Here is a 14,184-nt window from a genome sequence, read left to right as displayed (position 1 = left end):
GGCGATCTTGCCACCACGCCGCCGAACCTCCGGAGATCCTGCATGAAGCCGATAGTGCTTGCCGCTGCCATGTCGATTGCGTTGCCCGGCGCCGCGCTTGCCGGGCCGGCATCCAACGCCGTGAAGTTCTTCTACGTGCCGGAAGTGAAGTTCGAGGCGGACGCCAAATATCGCGACCGCTTCACCGAGCCGGTCACCAGGCTGTTCGAAGCCAACGACAAGGCGCAGAAGGAGAAGCCCGACGAGGTGTCCTGCATCGATTTCGACCCGGGCCTCGACGCCCAGGATTTCGATCAGAAGACCCTGTCGAAGACGCTGAAGCTCGCCGAGACCGTCAATGGCGACACCGCCGAGGTGACGGCGAACTTCAATCTTTTCCCGGAAGGCGATGACTCCAAACGCGAAATGGTGTGGTCGCTGAAGAAAGTGGACGGCAAGTGGAAGATCGCCGACATCACCTCCAAGACCAGCGGCTGGAAGCTCAGCGCGCTGGAATGCGGCGCCTCGACGGAGTAATGCCGTGCTTCGTCGTCTCGTCCTTGCGCTGTCGAGCTTGTCGATGCTGGCCGCGGGGCTGAACGGCGGCGCCTGTGCGCAGGGGCTCTTCGGCGCGCCGCCGCCGAGCGCGTCCTCGGGCGACAATGCGCCGGCGGATAACACTTCGCCTCCGGCGGTCGACAAGTCGCCGCCTGCGGTCGATACCTCGCCGCCCGCCGCAACCCAGGCGCCGGAAAGCAAGCCGGTCGAACTGCCGCCGCCCGCGCCTGTCCTGCCTGGATCGCCGACGGCGGTGGTCAAGCCCTTCTACGAACATCTCGGGCTCGAGCTCGATCCGGTCCAGCGCAAGAACTTCGTAGATCCGGCGAAAACCGTGCTCGACAAGAGCGACGCGCTGCGCGCCTCGGGGCAGGGCGAATGCCTGGATCCCAACATGGCGCTCGACAATGCAGATTATGACAAGCTCGCCATCGACAAGAGCCTGCGCACCATCGAGGCCGTCAACGGCGATCAGGCCAAGGTGGTCGTCGCCTTCGTCGTCGAAGGCCATCAGCATCGCCTCGAATGGAAGCTGAAGAAGATCGGCAGCGGCTGGAAGATCTCCGATCTTCTGTCGGTGACCGGCGAATGGGCGCTCAGTCAGTACCAGTGCGAGTGATGGCGATTAAAGATCAGCGCCGGCAATCCTTCGCGCCCCCCTCCGTCCTGCACAGAGAGGGGCGCTGTACTGCCGGCTTCTCGCAACAAATTTCAGCCCCTTCCGCGATAAGACGCGACGCCGGTATCCGGCAGCCATACGTCCTTGGGCGGCGCGCCGGTCTGCCAGAAGACATCGATGGGGATGCCGCCGCGCGGGAACCAGTAGCCGCCGACGCGCAGCCAGAGCGGCTTCGTCGCCTCGACGATGCGGCGGCCGATCATCACCGTGCATTCCTCATGGAAGGCGCCGTGGTTGCGGAACGAGGTCATGAACAACTTCAGCGACTTCGATTCCACCAGCGTCCGGTCGGGTGCGTAGTCGATAACGATGTGGGCGAAGTCGGGCTGGCCGGTGACCGGACAGAGCGAGGTGAATTCCGGGCAAGTGAAACGCACGATCGCCGGCGGGCCGTCGCCGCGCTGGAACGGCACGGTCTCCAGGACCGCCTGTTCGGGGCTCTGTGGCGTCTCGACGTGCTTGCCGAGCTGGGTGAGGTTCTTGGCGTCGGTCATGGGCAACTCCTTGCTGCCGCCGACGGTTCGACGGGCGGCAGCGCGATCATCTGGCGCCGCGTTCAATCGGGCGCGGCGCGCTCATTAGCACAATTTGATTTTGAAACGGCAGGAAGAAGATGACCAGCAGCGACCCGCTTCTCCAACCTTACCAACTCAAGCACCTGACGCTGAAGAACCGGGTGATGTCGACCAGCCATGAGCCGGCCTATTCCGAGGACGGCATGCCGAAGGAGCGCTACCGGCTCTACCACGCCGAAAAGGCCAAGGGCGGCATGGCGCTGACCATGACAGCGGGCTCGGCGATCGTTTCGCGCGACAGCCCGGCCGCCTTCGGCAATCTGCATGTCTATGACGACCGCATCGTGCCGTGGCTGGCTGAGCTCGCGGATGCCTGCCATGAGCATGACTGCAAGGTGATGATCCAGATCACCCATCTCGGTCGCCGCACGGGCTGGAACAAGGCCGATTGGCTGCCGGTGCTGTCAGCCTCGCCGGTGCGCGAGCCGGCGCATCGCGCCTTCCCGAAGACCATCGAGGAGTGGGACATCGAGCGCATCGTCGCCGACTATGCTTCGGCCGCGCAGCGCTGCCAGGCGGCCGGCCTCGACGGCATCGAATTCGAATCCTACGGCCATCTGATGGACGGCTTCTGGTCGCCGCTCACCAACCATCGCGACGACGAGTTCGGCGGCTCGCTCGACAATCGGCTGCGCTTCACTGACATGGTGCTCGACGCCGTGCGCGCCGCGGTCGGTAAAGAATTCATCGTCGGCATCCGCATGGTCGCCGACGAGGATATCGAAAAGGGCATCTCGAAGGAAGTTGGCGTCGAGATCGCCAGGCGCTTGGCCTCATCCGGCAAGGTCGATTTTCTCAACATCATCCGCGGCACGATCGAGACCGATGCGTCGCTGACCAAGGTCATCCCGGTGGCCGGCATGCGATCCTCGCCGCATCTCGATTTCGCCGGCGAGGTGAGGGCGGCGACGAAATTCCCGACCTTCCATGCAGCGCGCATTTCCGATGTCGCCACGGCTCGCCACGCCATCGCCACCGGCAAGCTCGACATGGTCGGCATGACCCGCGCCCATATCGCCGATCCGCATATCATCCGCAAAGTGATGGAAGGCCGCGAGCACGAGATCCGCCCCTGCGTCGGCGCCACCTATTGTCTCGACCGCATCTATGAGGGCGGCGAGGCGCTGTGCGTCCACAACGCCGCGACCGGCCGCGAGGCGACCATTCCGCACGTCATCGCCAAGAGCGAGGGACCGAAGAAGAAAGTCGTGGTGGTGGGCGCTGGCGCCGGCGGCCTGGAGGCCGCCCGCGTGGCGGCCGAACGCGGTCATCAGGTGACGGTGCTGGAAGCCTCAAGCCAGGCCGGCGGCCAGGTGAGGCTCGCAACCCAGAACCCGCGTCGCAAGGAACTGATCGGCATCATCGACTGGCGGCTCGCCGAATTGGATAGGCTCGGCGTCGAGATCCGCTACGATACCTGGGCCGAGAGGGACGATGTGCTGGCGCTGGCGCCGGATGTGGTGATCGTCGCCACCGGCGGCCTGCCGCAGAACCCGCCGCTGACGGCCGGCGACAATCTCGTCACCTCGAGCTGGGACATCATGGCCGGCAGCGTCAAGCCGGCCGAGAACGTGCTGCTTTACGACGACAATGGCGGCCATCAGGGCATGGGCGCCGCCGAGCTCATCGCCAACAGCGGCTCCAGGCTGGAGCTTGTGTCGCCCGAGCGCTTCTTCGCGCCGGAAATGGGTGGCCTGAACCACGTGCCCTACATGCGCGCCTTCCATGAAAAGGGCGTCACCGTCACCATCAACACGCGCCTGCGCTCGGTGCGGCGCGAGGGCAACCAACTCATCGCCGAGCTGGCATCGGACTTCGCCGATGGCTGGCGCGGCGAGCGGCGCGTCGACCAGGTGGTGGTCGAGCATGGCACCGCACCGCTCGACGATCTTTATCTGTCGCTCAAGCCCCTGTCGAAGAATGGCGGTGCGGTCGACTATGAGCGGCTGGTGAGCGGCAGCGACATCTTCCCCGCGCGCAATGCCGAAGGCGGCTTCGTGATGTTTCGCATCGGCGACGCGGTCGCCTCGCGCAACATCCACGCCGCCATCTATGACGGCATCCGCTTCGGGATCCGGATCTGATTGGCCGGGGCATGATCCCCGAGATCATGCTCAAAAACAGGCGCGCAACGGACCTTTGCAAGGAGAGCCACCTGCCGCTTCGGTCCGTTGCGCGCCGCGCCCGGTCGGTTTCGCCGGCCGTGCGATTTCAAAATAGCTTGGCAGTCGCCATGCAAAACACGGTGATGACCAGCAGCCCGCCGGCGATGCGTTCGCCTCTGGTCATTTTCGCCCGCAACTGGGTCTGCGTGGCTTGATCGGCCCCAGCCAGCTGCCTGCTGGCGGAGGCAACAAGCGCGCCCTGCACGCCGGCGGCGATCAGCGCCGTCAAAATGCCGAGCGCCAGCACCTTCTCCATCGGGCCGAACGCGCCCTCATGGAAGAAATACCAGAGCAGTATGCCGGTCAGGAAAACTATGCCGGAGGCGCCGAGCTGCGGCCGGATGAAACGCTCCGCTTTGATCTCCGGATCGCGGGCGACAGCGATGGTCGTGCCGGCCCAGAACACGCCGGCCATCACGTGCAGGCCGATGGTGACGATATAGACATATTGCATGACCGCATTCCTCTCTGCCGGCCGCCGCGCCGCAGCTATGTCACGGCGCCATCAGTAAGACAAAGTTAGATATCTAACGATTAGATGTCAACGCATGAAGCCGAGTTCCACCTTGCCATTGCGTGCTCTACTGTCAGGTCATGACACCGTTTGACCGTCCGCCCGTCGGCATGAATCTCGCCCGCACCTCGAAAGTGGTGGCGCAGGCTTTTGATGCCGCGATGGTCGAGGCCGGCGGCACGCTGCCGATCTGGGTGACCCTGCTCTCGGTCAAGTCGAAGGAACTGGCGAACCAGCGCGAGCTTGCCGGGATGATCGGCATCCAGGGCGCGACGCTTACCCATCACCTCAACGGCATGGAGGCGCAAGGGTTGCTGACACGCCGCCGCGATCCGGAAAACCGCAGGGTCCACCAGGTGGCGTTGACGGAAGCCGGCGAAGCGCTGTTCGAAAAGTTGCGCCTCGCGGCGGTCGCCTTCGACAAGCGTCTGCGGGCTGGTATCCCCGATGACAAGCTCGCCGAATTCACGGAGGTGCTTGCGGCACTTAGGCGCAACGCTGAGCCGTCTCAGTCGTAACCCGTTATCGCGCCGAAGGCGTAGTGGCGCAGCTTGAGCGCCGCGATCAACGCCGTCAGCTTCGCCTTGCCGTCGAAGGTGTCCTGGAACATCTCGTCATGCCACGTCACTCAGGAATGCTTCGGCCGGCGAAGGCCGGAAGCGCAGGAAGCCGCCATTTGCAGGCCGGCCTCACCTGAATATCGGCGCATCTCAAGCCAAGCTGCCTTGCAGCACTTTCAGCTTCGCCTTTTTCGGGCTGCGCGCCAAAAGCCATTCGCGCGCCTTGTCCTGCGGCATCGGGAAGGCGATCGAATAGCCCTGCACCTGATCGCAGCCGATCGCCATCAGCGAGTCGAGCTCGGCTTCAGTCTCCGCACCCTCGGCGACGATCGAGATGCCGAGCCCGCGAGCAAGCTCGGTGATGGCGCGCACGATCTTGGAATTGTCGCCGTTCTCGTTGATGTTCTGGACGAAGCGGCGGTCGATCTTCAGCCGGTCGATCTCGTTCGGGTTGACGTGGCTGAGCGAGGCATAGCCGGTGCCGAAATCGTCAAGTTCGAGATGCACGCCCGCGGCGCGGATGTGGCGGAGCTTCGCGGCGATGCCGGTCTTCTCGTCGTCGAGGATGACGGATTCGACAATTTCCAGCGCCAGCTTCTGCGGCCGCAGCCCGGCACGCTCCAGCGTGCCGAACAGGAAGGTGTCGAAATCGGACTCGCGCAGCTCCGTGCCCGAGACATTGACGGCGATGCGCCCGAAATCGATGCCGGCGCGGTCCCATTCGGCGGCTTCCTCGATCGCCTTGCCGATGACGATGCGGCCGATATCCGGCATGAAGCCGCATTTCTCGGCGACCGGAATGAACTCGCCAGGCGAGATCATGCCGCGCGTCTCGTGCTTCCAGCGCACCAACGCTTCGATGCCGCTGATCTTGCCGCTGGTCAGCGACACCTGCGGCTGGAAATAGACCTCGAAGCTCCTGTTGGCGATCGCCGTACGGATGTCCTGTTCGAGCTGCTTGCGATAGTCGAGTTCGCGGCGCAGTTCCTCGGAGAAGAAGGAGAAATTGCCGCCGCCGAGCTTTTTGGCGGAATAGAGCGCGAGATCGGCATGGACGAGCAGATCCTGCGCGTTGTCGGCGTCGACCGGATAGACCGCTATGCCGGCGCTGGCTCCGGGCATGATGGTCGTGCCCTGGAACGTGATCGGCTCGTTGATCTCATCGAGGATGCGTTTGGCCAGCGCATGGATGTCCTCGGTGGTGCCGGCGCCGTTGAGGATCATGACGAACTCGTCGCCGCCAAGCCGTGCGCAGAGATCCGACGCGCGGCAGGAATCGCGCATGCGCTGCGCCGTCACCACCAGCACATAGTCACCGGCGGCATGGCCAAGCGTGTCGTTGATCTGCTTGAAGCGGTCGAGATCGAGCTGGATCACCGCAAGGCGCTCGCGGCGGCGGTGCGCTCCCTTGATCAGCGTTTCGAAATGGTCGGTGAGGAAGGTACGGTTGTGCAGCCCTGTCAGGCCGTCATGCACGGCGATGAAGGCCATCGAGTTGCGGGCATCGACCAGCTCGCGCGTCTTGCGCAGGATGGCGTTGGACATCGGCCGGAAGATGAACAGCGCCACCAGCACGATGACGCCGAGCGTGGCGAAGAACAGCGTGCGATGCAGGTCGAGGATGTTGCTGGATTTTTCGTCGGCGAAGGCGCTGATGCGCTGGCCGAGCGCGGCATAGCCGGACATCGTCGCGTTGGCGACGGAGGCGTCGAGGCCGACGCGTTCGCCGCTGCCCTTGTAGCCGTCGTTCTGCATGCCAAGCTGCGACGCGAAGGACGAGACCAGCCTGTCGCCATTGGCGACGAGGCCGATCGAGAAGTAATCGAGGTGGAAAGGCTTGCTGAAGAGGACGTATTCGATCGACTTCGGGTCGTTGCGCGCCGGCGAGAGCGGGTCGGCGCCGGTCTCCTTGAGCAGCCGGTCGTAGTTGGTCTCGAACTCGCCCGTCGCCTGCTTGAGCGCGGTGACCAGTGCCGGCTGCTTGTCGCGCGAGGCGGCGCCGGTGGCGCTGGCCAGGAAGACGATGCGCTGCGACAGCGCCTTCTGCGTCGAGACGATATCGAGCAGCGCATGATTGTGCTGCTGCTGCGCCATCAATTGCTGCAGAAGAACGAAGGAGGCCACCACCATGGCGGCGATGATCGCCAGCGCCAGCCAGTAGCCGGTCTTGATGAGCAGGATCAGCTTGCGCGAAACGCTATGCACTGGCTGCTGCGACATAACTGGGTGACCCCTCCGGTCGACGGGTTTCTGCCTGGATTCGTGGCGGGAAAACGCTTGCCTTGAAAGGGTTAACAGGTCGGCAAGGGACGCTGGCGGCATGCGCGGCGGTGCGGCAAAGCTCGCAAGATGGTTATCATGTCCTTTCCCGCTCACCCCATTTTTGATCGTATCGCCGCCGCGCCTTCGCAAAGAATTGCGACCGGGCTTTCGCGGCGCCACCGAAGCGGTCGCTTTTGCGATGGATTTTTTGCAGCCATGGCGCGACAGTCCGGCCTCGAACCGAACAGGGCCGGACCATGAGCAAAGCATTCCTTTCCCACATCGACAGCGAGCTCCAGGGCCTCAAATCGGCCGGGCTCTACAAGTCCGAGCGGGTGATTTCCTCGATGCAGTCCGCCGAGATCGAGGTCGGCGGCGAAAAGGTGCTGAACTTCTGCGCCAACAACTATCTCGGCCTCGCCGATAGCCCGGATTTGCGCGACGCGGCAAAGCACGCGCTCGACCGCTACGGCTATGGCATGGCCTCGGTGCGCTTCATCTGCGGAACGCAGGAGGAGCACAAGCAGCTCGAGGCGACGATCTCGTCTTTCCTCGGCATGGACGACACCATCCTCTACTCCTCCTGTTTCGACGCCAATAGCGGCCTGTTCGAGACGCTGCTCGGCGAGGAGGACGCCATCATTTCGGACGCGCTGAACCACGCCTCGATCATCGACGGTGTCCGGCTCTCCAAGGCCAAGCGCTTCCGTTACGCCAACAACGACATGGCCGACCTCGAAGTGCGGCTGAAGGAGGCGAAGGACTGCCGCTTCCGGCTGATCGCCACCGACGGCGTGTTCTCGATGGACGGCATCATCGCGAATTTGCACGGCGTCTGCGACCTCGCCGAGAAATACGACGCCATGGTCATGGTCGACGACAGCCATGCGGTCGGCTTCGTCGGCAAGAACGGCCGCGGCTCGGCCGAGCATTGCGGCGTCGAGGGCAGGGTGGACATCATCACCGGGACGCTCGGAAAAGCGCTGGGCGGCGCCTCCGGCGGCTACACGTCGGGCAAGAGCGAGGTGGTCGACTGGCTGCGCCAGCGCTCCCGACCCTATCTCTTCTCCAACACGCTGATGCCGGCGATCGCCGGCGCCTCGATCAGGGTGTTCGACCTGATCCGTCATGGCGACGCGCTGCGCCAGCGCCTATATGCCAATGCGGACCGGTTCCGCTCCAAGATGGGCAAGCTCGGCTTCACGCTGGCCGGCGCCGATCATCCGATCATCCCGGTGATGCTGGGCGACGCCGCACTGGCGCAGGAGATGGCCGCGCGCATGCTGAAGCGCGGCATCTACGTCATCGGCTTCGCCTTCCCGGTGGTGCCGAAGGGCCAGGCCCGCATCCGCACGCAGATGTCGGCCGCCCATTCCAGCGCCGATATCGACAGGGCGGTCGCGGCCTTCGGCGACGTGGGAAAAGAACTGGGTGTAATCGCTTGACCCACGCCGAGGAAAACAGAAGTCGGCCATGACGATCGATGTCACGAGCAGGATCGAGATCGCCAGGCCACGCGCGGTCGTCGCCGCCTTTTCCGCCGATCCGGACAACGTGCCCCGCTGGTACGTCAATATCAAATCGGTCGAATGGAAGACGCCCCGACCCGCGCAGGTAGGATCGAGAATTGCATTCGTGGCGCAGTTCCTCGGACGGCGGCTTGTTTACACCTACGAAATTGTAGATCTCGTGCAGGGCGAGCGGCTGGTGATGCGAACTGCCGAAGGACCGTTTCCCATGGAAACGAGTTATGCATGGCGCGATACCCGAGAAGGCGCTACCCATATGGCGCTCCGGAACCGCGGCATCCCGACAGGCTTTTCCCGTCTCGTGGCACCGTTTATCGCCCTAGCCGTTCGGCGTTCGACCGATCGAGACTTGCTCCGGCTGAAGAACATTCTGGAGGCGGCGCACTGATGAAACCGATCCATCGAGACAGGCAAGATTTTTGAGGAGCGTCTGATGTCCAACATGATGAAGGCGCTGGTGAAAGCCAAGGCCGAGCCGGGCATCTGGATGGAAGAGGTGCCGGTGCCGGAGATCGGCCCCAACGATGTGCTGATCAAGGTCAAGAAGACCGCGATCTGCGGCACCGACGTCCATATCTACAATTGGGACCAGTGGGCGCAGAAGACGGTGCCGGTGCCGATGGTGACGGGCCACGAATTCGTCGGCACCGTTGCCGACTACGGCGCCGCGGTCACCGAATATAAGGTCGGCCAACGCGTCTCGGGCGAAGGCCATATCGTCTGCGGCCATTGCCGCAACTGCCGCGCGGGCAGGGGGCATCTCTGCCGCAACACGCTGGGCGTCGGCGTCAACCGCCCCGGCGCCTTCGGCGAGTATCTGGCCATCCCGCAGCACAATGTCGTGCCGATCCCCGACGACGTGCCGGACGAGATCGCGGCGATCTTCGATCCGCTCGGCAATGCGGTACACACCGCATTATCCTTCGATCTCGTCGGCGAGGACGTGCTGGTCACCGGCGCCGGGCCGATCGGCATCATGGGCGCGCTGGTCGCGCAATGCGTCGGCGCGCGCAAGGTCGTCATCACCGATATCAACCCGGTGCGGTTGGATCTGGCGCGAAAACTCGGCGTCCAGCACGTCGTCGACGCCTCGAAGGAAAAGCTACGCGACATCATGCCGTCGATCGGCATGACCGAAGGTTTCGACGTCGGGTTGGAGATGTCGGGTGCCGCGCCTGCCTTCCGCGACATGATCGACACCATGAACAATGGCGGCAAGATCGCCATCCTTGGCATCGCGCCCACCGGCTTCGAGATCGACTGGAACAAGGTGATCTTCAAGATGCTGCATCTGAAAGGCATCTACGGCCGCGAGATGTTCGAGACCTGGTACAAGATGATCGCCCTGGTGCAAGGCCCGCTGGATGTCTCGGGGCTGATCACCCATCGTATCGGCATCGACGACTATCAGGCCGGGTTCGATGCGATGCGCAGCGGCAGTTCGGGCAAGGTGGTTATGGATTGGTAGGGGCCTGTGGAGAGATGTCGAGTTCCTTCGCCCCCCTCTCTGTCCTGCCGGACAGAGAGGGGGGCCTCGCGCTAGCGTCTATTTCCATTCAGATGCCAGACTGGTCTCCAGCGCAGCCACGCCCCTCACAATCGCCGTCCGCTCCTCCTCGCTCAGCTTCCCCAGCAACTCCCTTTCAAACGCCTTCGCCAGCGGCACCATCTCGCGATAGACGGCGAGCCCAGCCCTGGTCAGCGCTAGATGCTCGACGCGGCGGTCGTTCTCGTCCGGCGTTCGCGTCAGCCAACGCCGTCGCTCCAACTCGGCCACCGCGCGCGACACCTTGGTCTTGTGCATGGCCGACTGCTCGCCGAGCTCCGTCGCCGTCATCGTGCCGCGCTGGCCGAGGCCTGACAGCGTGCGCCATTCCGGCCGGGTCAGCCCATGGCGTTCCTTGTAGACGCGCGAGAATTCGCGGCTGACGGTGTCGGCCAGCCGGTAGAGCCGGTAGGGCAGGAAGCTTTCCAGCTCGAGGATTTCGCGGTCGTTGGCCGCGTCGCTTCCGTTTATCATGTCCCGCGTCTCAGCGTTGCCATTGATAGTTACATTTTCAATGGTTACAAATGAAACCAGTTTGGTCAATCCGGGAGGAACCGATGGCCTTTTCCTACATGCCGGGCTTCGGCAACGACTTCGAAACCGAGACGCTGCCCGGATCGCTGCCGCAGGGTCGCAACTCGCCGCAGCGGCCGGCCTACGGCCTCTATGCGGAGCAGCTTTCGGGCTCTCCGTTCACCGCTCCGCGCGGCACCAACGAGCGCTCCTGGCTCTACCGCATCCGTCCGAGTGTGAAACACACCGGCCGCTTCAAGGGGGCGAGCTATCCCTTATGGAAGACCGGGCCGAATATCGGCGACCACGAGCTGGCGCTCGGCCAATATAGATGGAATCCGACGCCGATGCCCGGCGAACCGACGGACTTCATCTCCGGCATGCGCACCTTCACCACGGCCGGCGACGCGGTCGGCCAGTCAGGCATGGCCGCGCATGTCTATGTCGCCAACCGCTCGATGGAGGACGACCATTTCTTCAACGCCGACGGCGAATTGCTGGTCGTGCCGCAGCTCGGCGCGCTGCGCTTCGTCACCGAAATGGGCGTGATCGAGCTTCGGCCCGGCGAGATCGCCGTGCTGCCGCGTGGCCTCGTCTTCAAGGTCGAGCTCGCCGATAAGGAAGCGCGCGGCTATGTCTGCGAGAATTACGGCGCCAAGTTCACCATGCCCGACCGCGGCCCGATCGGCGCCAATTGCCTGGCCAATCCGCGCGACTTCAAGACGCCCTGCGCCTGGTTCGAGGAGAAGGAGACGCCCTGCCGGCTGATCGTCAAATGGTGTGGCTCTTTCCATGTCACCGAGCTCGGCCATTCGCCGCTCGACGTCGTCGCCTGGCACGGCAACTATGCGCCCTACAAATATGATCTGGCGACGTTTTCGCCGGTCGGCGCCATCCTGTTCGACCATCCCGACCCGTCGATCTTCACGGTGCTGACGGCGCCGAGCGGCGAGGAGGGCACGGCTAATGTCGACTTCGTCATCTTCCCGCCGCGGTGGCTGGTGGCGGAAAACACGTTTCGGCCGCCCTGGTACCACCGCAACATCATGAGCGAGTTCATGGGCCTGATCCACGGCCAGTACGACGCCAAGGAGGAAGGTTTTGTCCCCGGCGGCATCAGCCTGCACAACCAGATGCTGGCGCACGGGCCGGACGCCTTCGGCTTCGAGAAAGCGACGCGAGCGGACTTGAAACCGGTCAAGCTCGACAACACCATGGCCTTCATGTTCGAGACACGCTTTCCGCAGATGCTGACGCGCTACGCTGCGGAACTCGGCACCTTGCAGGAGAACTACATCGACTGCTGGGCCGACCTGAAGAAGCGTTTTAACGGCACGCCCCAGGGCGACTGGTCTTGAGTACCGAAAAGCTTGATCGGCTGGTCGTGCTTGGCTCAAAGGGCGGCCCAGCGGTCCGGCCGGGCGGACCTTGGCCGAGTTCGTCGCTGGTGGAGATCGGCGGGCGCAATATCGTCGTCGATTGCGGGCTGGGCGTCACGCGCGGCCTGGTCGACGCCGGCATGAGCCTCAAGGCGCTCGACCTGATCTTCATCACGCATCTCCATTCCGACCATCTTCTTGAGCTCGGGCCGCTGATCCACACCGCATGGACGGCGGGTTTGGCGACACCGGTGACGGTCTACGGGCCGTCAGGCACCCACGACCACTGGCTGCATTTCTGCCGGGCGATGGAGTTCGACATCGAGATCCGCATCGTCGACGAGGGGCGGCCAGATATTCGCGAACTGGTCTCCGTCAAGGAATTTGGCGAGGGGACCATCCTGGCGGAGGGTGGCCTGACGGTGACGGCGCTGCGCGTCGACCATCCGCCGGTGATCGACTGTTTCGCGCTGCGTTTCGAGCATGGCGGCAGAAGCGTGGTGTTTTCCGCCGACACGGCGTTCTTTCCGCCGCTGGCTGACTTTGCCAAAGGGGCCGATGTCCTCGTCCACGAGGCCATGTTGGAGGAAGGTTTGGAAAGGCTGGTCGCTAGGACCGGCAATGGCGCTCGGCTGAAAGAGCACCTTTTCGCCAGCCACAGCCTCGCCGAGGAAGCGGGTCACATCGCCAGCGATGCCGGCGTGAAGCGACTGGTGCTCAACCACCTCATTCCAGCCGACGATCCCGCGATCGGCGAGGCCGACTGGGTCGCCGCTGCTAGGAAATCGTGGGCCGGTGACTTGACGATTGCCCGAGACGGCCTTGTTGTGGAGTTAAGCGGTCAGAAGGCCGCGTCAGGAGAGGAAACCGCATGAAGCTTGCCACATTGAAGAACGGGACGCGCGATGGAAAACTGGTCGTCGTCTCGCGCGATCTGACCCGGTTCACCGACGCTTCGTTCCTGGTGCCGACGCTGCAGGCCGCGCTCGACGATTGGCGCCGCATCGCCCCGCATCTGGCGGCGATGGCGGAATCGCTCGAGACCAATGCGGTGCCGTCGGCGCGCTTCCACGAGCATGACGCGCATTCGCCATTGCCGCGCGCCTATCAATGGGCGGACAGCTCGGCCTATGTGAACCATGTCGAACTGGTGCGCAAAGCGCGCGGCGCCGAGATGCCGGCAAGCTTCTGGACCGATCCGCTGATCTACCAGGGTGGCTCCGACTCCTTTATCGCGCCGCGCGACCCGATCCGTATGGCCGAGGAAGCCTTCGGCATCGATATGGAGGCGGAGATCGCCGTCATCGTCGACGACGTGCCGATGGGCGCCGGGCTGGACGCGGCAAGAGAGGCGATCCGGCTGGTGATGCTGGTCAACGATGTCACGCTGCGCGCCATCACCGGACCGGAACTGGCCAAAGGCTTCGGCTTCTTCCAGTCGAAGCCATCTTCGGCCTTCTCGCCGGTCGCGGTCACGCCGGACGAATTGGGCGACGCCTGGGACGGCGGTAAGGTCAGCCTGCCGCTGCTCACCGATCTCAACGGCAAGCCATTCGGCCGCGCCAATGCCGGCATCGACATGACTTTCGATTTCCCGGCGCTGATCGTGCATGCCGCCAAGACGCGGCCGCTCGCCGCCGGCACCATCATCGGCTCGGGTACCGTCTCCAACAAGCTCGATGGCGGCCCGGGGAAACCGGTTTCGGCGGGAGGCGCCGGCTATTCCTGCATCGCCGAGCTGCGCATGATCGAGACCATCGAGGGCGGCGAGCCCAAGACGCCTTTCCTGCATTTCGGCGACACGGTGCGCATCGAGATGAAGGACAAAGCCGGACATTCGATCTTCGGCGCCATCGAGCAGAAGGTCGAGAAATACGAAAGGTAACCGATGCCTGGCGAAGCGCTCTATGTGCTGTTCGGGCACT

General features: G+C 63.9%; 14 protein-coding genes. 10 read left to right on the top strand and 4 right to left on the bottom strand.

Translation table 11 applies throughout. The features are described 5' to 3' along the window. The first annotated feature begins 42 nt into the window (after positions 1-42). Together FJ417_RS11475 and FJ417_RS11470 are read left to right on the top strand one after the other, a co-directional pair. Positions 43-516 carry a DUF3828 domain-containing protein gene (locus FJ417_RS11475; RefSeq protein WP_140641227.1) on the top strand — a complete coding sequence of 158 codons (474 nt, stop codon included), beginning with the start codon at positions 43-45 and terminating at the stop codon, positions 514-516. A gap of 4 nt (positions 517-520) precedes the next feature. Further along, positions 521-1,156 (top strand): hypothetical protein, encoded by a 636-nt coding sequence (locus FJ417_RS11470; protein ID WP_140783487.1) that lies wholly within the window; start codon positions 521-523, stop codon positions 1,154-1,156. A gap of 92 nt (positions 1,157-1,248) precedes the next feature. Here FJ417_RS11470 and queF read toward each other — a convergent pair whose 3' ends face one another. Then, the gene (queF, locus tag FJ417_RS11465) at positions 1,249-1,710 is read right to left on the bottom strand and encodes a preQ(1) synthase (RefSeq protein WP_140783486.1); all 462 of its coding nucleotides are present in this window, start codon (positions 1,708-1,710) and stop codon (positions 1,249-1,251) included. A gap of 119 nt (positions 1,711-1,829) precedes the next feature. Between queF and FJ417_RS11460 the strand changes: the two genes are divergently transcribed. Further along, entirely contained in the window at positions 1,830-3,875 is a 2,046-nt protein-coding gene (locus FJ417_RS11460; protein WP_140783485.1) for an NADH:flavin oxidoreductase, read from the top strand. Between the two features lie 127 nt (positions 3,876-4,002). Here FJ417_RS11460 and FJ417_RS11455 read toward each other — a convergent pair whose 3' ends face one another. Continuing rightward, the gene (locus FJ417_RS11455) at positions 4,003-4,410 is read right to left on the bottom strand and encodes a hypothetical protein (protein ID WP_140783484.1); all 408 of its coding nucleotides are present in this window, start codon (positions 4,408-4,410) and stop codon (positions 4,003-4,005) included. Positions 4,411-4,550: 140 nt separating this feature from the next. On the opposite strand from FJ417_RS11455, the gene FJ417_RS11450 reads away from it, so the two are divergent. Continuing rightward, positions 4,551-4,988, top strand: a complete 438-nt coding sequence (locus FJ417_RS11450; RefSeq protein ID WP_140783483.1) for a MarR family winged helix-turn-helix transcriptional regulator — start codon at positions 4,551-4,553, stop codon at positions 4,986-4,988. A 192-nt stretch (positions 4,989-5,180) separates the two neighbouring features. Here FJ417_RS11450 and FJ417_RS11440 read toward each other — a convergent pair whose 3' ends face one another. After that, positions 5,181-7,250, bottom strand: coding sequence for an EAL domain-containing protein (locus FJ417_RS11440; RefSeq protein ID WP_140783482.1), 2,070 nt, complete (start codon positions 7,248-7,250; stop codon positions 5,181-5,183). A 299-nt stretch (positions 7,251-7,549) separates the two neighbouring features. Between FJ417_RS11440 and FJ417_RS11435 the strand changes: the two genes are divergently transcribed. Genes FJ417_RS11435 through tdh form a run of 3 tightly spaced genes read left to right on the top strand, consistent with a single transcriptional unit; the run spans position 7,550 to position 10,289 of the window. After that, complete coding sequence (locus tag FJ417_RS11435) at positions 7,550-8,737, top strand: glycine C-acetyltransferase (protein WP_140783481.1); 1,188 nt, start codon at positions 7,550-7,552, stop codon at positions 8,735-8,737. A 28-nt stretch (positions 8,738-8,765) separates the two neighbouring features. Continuing rightward, a complete protein-coding gene (locus tag FJ417_RS11430; RefSeq protein WP_140641242.1) occupies positions 8,766-9,209 on the top strand; it encodes an SRPBCC family protein in 444 nt (147 codons plus the stop codon). A 45-nt stretch (positions 9,210-9,254) separates the two neighbouring features. After that, a complete protein-coding gene (gene tdh / locus FJ417_RS11425) occupies positions 9,255-10,289 on the top strand; it encodes an L-threonine 3-dehydrogenase (protein WP_140783480.1) in 1,035 nt (344 codons plus the stop codon). Between the two features lie 78 nt (positions 10,290-10,367). On the opposite strand, the gene FJ417_RS11420 is transcribed toward tdh, so the two are convergent. Continuing rightward, complete coding sequence (locus FJ417_RS11420; RefSeq protein ID WP_140783479.1) at positions 10,368-10,841, bottom strand: MarR family transcriptional regulator; 474 nt, start codon at positions 10,839-10,841, stop codon at positions 10,368-10,370. 83 nt (positions 10,842-10,924) lie between these two features. On the opposite strand from FJ417_RS11420, the gene hmgA reads away from it, so the two are divergent. From hmgA to FJ417_RS11405, 3 genes are read left to right on the top strand one after another with little or no spacing between them, the layout of a single operon-like run. After that, on the top strand, positions 10,925-12,238 hold the full coding sequence (hmgA, locus tag FJ417_RS11415; protein WP_140783478.1) for a homogentisate 1,2-dioxygenase: 1,314 nt from the start codon (positions 10,925-10,927) through the stop codon (positions 12,236-12,238). Beyond that, complete coding sequence (locus FJ417_RS11410; protein ID WP_140783477.1) at positions 12,235-13,134, top strand: MBL fold metallo-hydrolase; 900 nt, start codon at positions 12,235-12,237, stop codon at positions 13,132-13,134. Before hmgA ends, FJ417_RS11410 begins: the two co-directional genes overlap by 4 nt. Continuing rightward, positions 13,131-14,144, top strand: coding sequence for a fumarylacetoacetate hydrolase family protein (locus tag FJ417_RS11405; RefSeq protein WP_140783476.1), 1,014 nt, complete (start codon positions 13,131-13,133; stop codon positions 14,142-14,144). Before FJ417_RS11410 ends, FJ417_RS11405 begins: the two co-directional genes overlap by 4 nt. Positions 14,145-14,184: the final 40 nt, after the last annotated feature.

The sequence above is a fragment of the Mesorhizobium sp. B3-1-7 genome, assembly GCF_006439385.1.
GTDB lineage: Bacteria > Pseudomonadota > Alphaproteobacteria > Rhizobiales > Rhizobiaceae > Mesorhizobium.
The sequence above is the reverse complement of the archived record's forward strand: the minus strand, read 5'-3'. Positions and strand labels throughout refer to the sequence as shown.

What these genes read in the sequence shown, in the direction of transcription:
- FJ417_RS11475 (WP_140641227.1), top strand. Translation starts at nt 43, where the DNA reads ATGAAGCCGATAGTGCTTGCCGCTGCCATGTCGATTGCGTTGCCCGGC.
- queF (WP_140783486.1), bottom strand. Translation starts at nt 1,710, where the DNA reads ATGACCGACGCCAAGAACCTCACCCAGCTCGGCAAGCACGTCGAGACG.
- FJ417_RS11460 (WP_140783485.1), top strand. Translation starts at nt 1,830, where the DNA reads ATGACCAGCAGCGACCCGCTTCTCCAACCTTACCAACTCAAGCACCTG.
- FJ417_RS11455 (WP_140783484.1), bottom strand. Translation starts at nt 4,410, where the DNA reads ATGCAATATGTCTATATCGTCACCATCGGCCTGCACGTGATGGCCGGC.
- FJ417_RS11450 (WP_140783483.1), top strand. Translation starts at nt 4,551, where the DNA reads ATGACACCGTTTGACCGTCCGCCCGTCGGCATGAATCTCGCCCGCACC.
- FJ417_RS11440 (WP_140783482.1), bottom strand. Translation starts at nt 7,250, where the DNA reads ATGTCGCAGCAGCCAGTGCATAGCGTTTCGCGCAAGCTGATCCTGCTC.
- FJ417_RS11435 (WP_140783481.1), top strand. Translation starts at nt 7,550, where the DNA reads ATGAGCAAAGCATTCCTTTCCCACATCGACAGCGAGCTCCAGGGCCTC.
- FJ417_RS11430 (WP_140641242.1), top strand. Translation starts at nt 8,766, where the DNA reads ATGACGATCGATGTCACGAGCAGGATCGAGATCGCCAGGCCACGCGCG.
- tdh (WP_140783480.1), top strand. Translation starts at nt 9,255, where the DNA reads ATGTCCAACATGATGAAGGCGCTGGTGAAAGCCAAGGCCGAGCCGGGC.
- FJ417_RS11420 (WP_140783479.1), bottom strand. Translation starts at nt 10,841, where the DNA reads ATGATAAACGGAAGCGACGCGGCCAACGACCGCGAAATCCTCGAGCTG.
- hmgA (WP_140783478.1), top strand. Translation starts at nt 10,925, where the DNA reads ATGGCCTTTTCCTACATGCCGGGCTTCGGCAACGACTTCGAAACCGAG.
- FJ417_RS11405 (WP_140783476.1), top strand. Translation starts at nt 13,131, where the DNA reads ATGAAGCTTGCCACATTGAAGAACGGGACGCGCGATGGAAAACTGGTC.